Genomic DNA, 5,424 nt, shown 5'->3' on the forward strand with positions numbered 1-5,424 from the left:
ATTGCCGGACCTGGACCGCATCGAGCAGGCGTTGCGCGCCGACGCGGCCCGGCGGGGCGTCACCGTGCGGGACAACGAATGGGAACAGTTGAATGAGCGGCTGCTCAACAACTACCCGCAGGTGGTCGCCCCGGACGGGTACCTGTTCACGCTGGGCGGCATGGAGGTGCGGGCCCGCCTGCGGCCGGACGGCCCGCAGCTGGTGTCGAACCCGGCCGGTTCGTTCGACACGGAGACGCCCGGGCCGTCGCTGGACGACACCGAGGGCCTGACGAGTGAGAACGGCCGTTTCCACGCCAACCAGTTCACCCAGGGTGTTTTCCAGACCGGTGCGCACAGCCAGTCGGACGGCACCAACACCCGGGCGGTGCGGCTGCGCGGCGACTTCAACGCCGACGTGCCGCTCGGCCCGACGACCCACTGGGGGCCCCGCTTCAACGCCACCCTCAACAAGGTGGACCAGAAGTCCGCCTACCTGATCGACGCGGAGAAGGGTCGGGTGTTCGACACCCGCGCGGATTCGACGTTCTACTCGTACAAGCCGGGGTGGTTGATCGAGGCGCGCGGCGACGAACAGCCGTGGCAGGCGGTGGAGGTGCCGGAGCCGCCGGACGGGCAGGAACCGGCCCGGCTGGTGGTGGCGATCCCCGATCACCTGCTGGAGAGCGCCGGCGAGCAGGTGGTCGCCGACCTGCCCGAGCACATGCGGGACAACCTGACGCGGGTGCCGGAGCTCTTCTCCGCCAGCAACATCACCGGTCTGAACGAGCTGTACGACCTCGTCATCGACCGGCTGCGTGCCGACGGCTTCGACATGTCCATCGAAAGTCCGATGCGCAACGAGTTGCAGCGCAAGCTGTGGAACCTGGAGACCCACTTCGACGAGGCGGTGAACAACCGGCGGACGCCGGAGGCGGACGGCGACGCCGGCGCGCTGACCCGGGGCTACGCGTTCACGTTGCACGACGACGGGCACGCGGCGGCCAGCATCCGGGTCTACGGCCGTCGTCTCGGCGGCTCCGTGCAGGTGGGCCTCGGCGGCGGCTCCACGCGGGTGGGCGCCAGCAGCGACAAGGCCCACATCGAGCAGGTGCGTACCGGCATCGTGGGGCAGGGCGGCGAGTTCACCCTCCAGCAGTCCGCCGGGCTGTCCCTCGGTGGCGCGGTAGACCTGCCCTTGGCCAGGCGTCTCGACGATCCACGGGCGTACAAGGAGAACGCCAAGCTCGGTCTCTCCGCCCGTGGGGGAATGAGCTGGACCAGCAACGACGGTGGTGGCGTCACGGTGGCGTCGCTGAACGTCGTGGTCGGCCGGTACACCGGTCAGACGGTTGGCCATGAGGTGCCGTTCGAGTGGCACGCCGAGGTAATCACCTCCCGCCGGCCGCGTGAGTGGCCGCATCCGACGCCGGTGGTGAGCGGGTCGGCGGTGCTCCGGATGTCCGAGCCGGACGCCTTCGACTACGGGTTCAGCGTCGACGCGGACGCCTTCGCCCCCGATCCCATGCCCGGTCTTGCGGACGGTGACCTGGCGGTGGTGCCGGCAGGCGGACGACGCCGGTCGGTGCCGCACGACCAGTGGCGGCCGCGGTTGCGCAACACCGGCGTGCACCCGGAGGACACCGGCGGCAACCTGCTGCCCCGGCACGTCCTTCAGGGGCGGGGCCTGCTGGGTCAGTCCCTGCCGAGGATCGACAAGCCGGCGGTGCGGCAGCTCCGGGCCGGTCTCATGCGGGTGCTGGCCGGTGAGGGGTTCCTTCCGACGGACCCGGACCGGCCGTGGGCGCACGGGGAGCAGAGCCGGCCGGCGACCCCGGATTCCGGTACGCCCCTGGAGGAACGGCCGCTGCTGGGCCGGGTGGTCGACGGGGTGCGGGACGCCTACGACGAGGTCGTCCACCGCGACACCGACGCCGCGATCGACAACCTGGACCTGTTCAACAAGATGGTGAGCGGCGACGGCCTGGAGTCGCACTTCGACTCGCTCGGCCAGGACGGCGCCGCTGCCGTCGACGACCCGGACGCGCCCGCCCCGGAGGCGGGAATGCCGTTCACCCTGCACAGTTGGCGCAACGGGGTGATGCGTACCGCCGATGTGATCGTCTACGCGATCCCCCGGATCTCCGCGGACGTCGACGCGGACGGCAACTCGGTGCACTTCGAACGGCTCAGCGACGAGGTGAGCACGGTCACCCTCGGGATGTCGCTCGGCATCGCCGGCCAGGGCGCGAGCGGCAACCAGGGCTGGTCGGCGGAGGCCGGGGTGAACACCGCGCTGCCGCCGAGCGTCAAGGAGCTCCGGTCCGTCGGACTCCTCGGCGGGTCGGTGAGCCGCAACGTCGGCGCCGCCGAGCGGGTGACCCGTGTGGTCAACCGGCCGGAGCTGAAGGAGACCGGCAGCCGGGTGATGTTCGTCAACGCGCCGTACGACCTGGGCTTCGTGGTCCGGATCAGCGACCGGGACGCCCCGATCGTCTCGCCGGAGCTGATCCGCGCCAACGTGCACGCCGCGCTGCTGAAGTTCAACTCCGATCCGGCCACCTTCAGCGAGGTGGCCCGGGCCGACACCGCACCGTCGGTGCTCAACCAGGGCATCGTGTACTTCGTCGACGCGCACGGCCTGCGCGCCGCGGCGCAGGACCAGTTGCCACGGGACCTGACCCTGGCTGGCCGGCCGATGACCGGGCCGGTGGCCAGTCTGACCAACCACATCACCTTCCAGGCGCGGTTCAAGGAGGCCGTGCTCGGCCAGTACGGCGCGACCACCCTGGTCGAGCCCGGCTTCGTGGCGAACACCAGCGCCGCGATCTCGATCAAGGTGCCCCGTATCCGGGGGGCGCGGTTCGTCGGAGCCACCCCGGACCAGTACGTCACCGGCCTGATCGAGCTGTACCTGGCCGAGACCGTCAACGTCGCCAACCGGTCGTTCGCGAAGGCGTTCAACCTGCCCAACATCGGCCTCGGCCACAAGTTCGGTCCGCTGAACGTCAGCTACGGCGAGTCGGGGGGCGTGCGGTTCAGCGAGAGCGAGTCGGCGGAGACCAAGCGCGTCGGCGGCCTGGAGATGCTCAAGCTGGCCTTCGGCCGGGGGTACGCCTTCGAGGCGGAATACGACATCAACGTCCGCGCCGGCATCCACAAGCAGGTCGGGTTCGTCGTCAGCCGGGTCAGCGTGCCACCCGGGGCCGACCTGCGGGGCCGCATGATGCAGTTCATCCTGCCCGAGGCGGAGGCCCTGGCGCAGTACGCGGCCGGAAAGCTGCCGATCAGCGATGTGCAGCTGCTCGACGCGATGGGCCGGTGGTCCCGCGGCGAGTTGGTGCTCAGCGGCAACACCGTGGCCGGGCTGCTCAGCCGGTGGCGTGGCGAACTGGCCGACCGCGCCGCCAGCCGTACCGTCGCCGGTCTGCCCGACCTCGGCACGTACCTGATCCAGAACCGGGTCCAGACGTGGGCGCACACGCTCGCCGACCGGCACGTGGACCTGGCCCAGCGCGGCGCGGTGCTCGACCCGCGCCGCCGCGCGCAGTTCACCACCGACTTCGGGATCACCCTGGATCCGAACGTCAACCCGTTCAGCGCGTTGACCATGCCGCCCTACCTGACCCGTACCGGTGACCGGACGCTGGGCCACGCGGGCGTCGACGAGTTGGCGCTGTTTACCGGGCCGGCTCCGGCCGACGGCGGGCCGCGCCCCACCACGACCCTGCTGGACGCCGTCCGGGAGCTGGTGGACGCCGGCCGGCCCGGGCTGCTCGGCGCCAGCCACGACAACTGGCCGGGGGCGGGGACCAGCTGGGGCGTCCTGATGGTCTCGCCCGACGAGTCGGTGGTCGGCGCGCTGCCCGGCGGCCTCGAAACGCTTCAGTCCACGCTGGCCGGCCAGCGCGCCAACATCGTGTTCGCCGACATGCTGCACCGGTACAACGGCGTGTCGTTCTACCTGGTCGACCAGCGCAACCCGGTGGCGGTCCAGATGTTCAAGCTGAAGATCTCGGGCACCCTGGGCGGCCGGCCGCGGTTCACCGGCTGGCGGGCCGACTACGGCATCGAGAACTACGAGCACGCCTACGGCGCGACCGCTCGTATCATCGGGCAGGCGCTGGGCTGGAACCTCATGCCGGCCAAGTTCGGCTTCTCGGTGGACGGCGTCCCGGTGTCCACCGCCGGGTCGCTGTCGTTCGCGCCGGGAGGGGGGCGCGGCGTCAAGGGTGCCGCGCAGGTCGTCCGGGAACGGACCGTCTACGACTGGACGGGGAACTACGAAGCCGAAGACGACATCGGCCTGACCATGGAGCTCAGCCGGGTGCAGATGCACGGCTGGCAGCCGAGCTACCTGGTGAACCACGTGATGACGGCCCTGAACGACGCGGCGGACTGGGCGTTGCACCACGCGCCCGCCGGTTTCGCCGACTGGGTCTCCCTCGCGCCGGTGGAGCCGGTGCTGACCCGTCACTACGAGGGGCGGATCGACTTCAAGGTGCCCCGGGGGTTGGCCGAGGCCACCCCCGTGCCCCGGTCGCCGCAGCTGGACCTGCGCGCGCTGCCGTCGCTGCCCGGCGACGCCTACGTCAGCGGCGCCCTGGTCGACGACCTCTACCCGGCCGCCCGGCACCTCATGGGCAACGTGCTCGGCCCTCAGGCCAGCGACCCGGCCTACCGGGGCAGCGTGGCGCTCGACGGCCTGCTGTCCCGGCTCAACGTCGACAACCACCTCTCCGAAGGGCTGGGCGACGGCGGATACCTGCTCGGCTCGCACCTGTTCGTCGCCGGCGCGTCCAACAACCGGGTCGCCATGCGGATGTACGTCAAGCTGCACTCGCTGGAGATCATCAGCAGGCTCACCACCACCGGCACCGGCCGATACGCCAAGTTCGCGTCCACCACCGCGGCCACCCAGTCGCGCAACCGGTGGCGGCCCAACCTCGACGCGGAGATGTCCTACGGCGCGCCGATCGGGACGACGAACATCGGCGTGCAGGAGGACAAGACGGTCGCCGGCAAGATCTCCACCGGCGCGAACCGGACCGCGCCGGCCAGCCACAGCGCCACCTTCGACGACACCAAGCGGCTCGAGAACCACCTCAAGATGCAGGGGGTGACGTACCTGGTCCGGATCCGCACCCAGGCGCGTTTCGTCGCGGTCCCGCACTGGCACAGCGCGTTCCACCGCGACGCCGGCCTGGCGCCGATCGGACCGGAGCGGTTCGAGGCCGACGATGCCCCCGCCACCGGTTGGATGAGCGGCGACGGGTTCTACGAGATGTACGCCGACGCGGTACACGAGCTCCAGCGGGCGCTCTCCGAACGGTACGACTGGAAGGCGAACAACCCGGCCGGCTGGCCCGCGCCGGCGGCGGGCGCCCCCACGATCGGCCTGGAGGGTCTGCTGCAACGCGCCACCCCGGCGGCGATGGCCGCCGC

At 71.1% G+C, this 5,424-nt stretch carries 1 protein-coding gene; it reads left to right on the forward strand.

The window, feature by feature from the left end:
* A partial coding sequence (locus V6U90_RS32320; RefSeq protein WP_334444804.1) for a hypothetical protein occupies positions 1–5,424 on the forward strand: 5,424 nt, incomplete at both ends.

The organism is Micromonospora sp. CPCC 206060, assembly GCF_036906895.1.
Taxonomy (GTDB): Bacteria; Actinomycetota; Actinomycetes; order Mycobacteriales; family Micromonosporaceae; genus Micromonospora.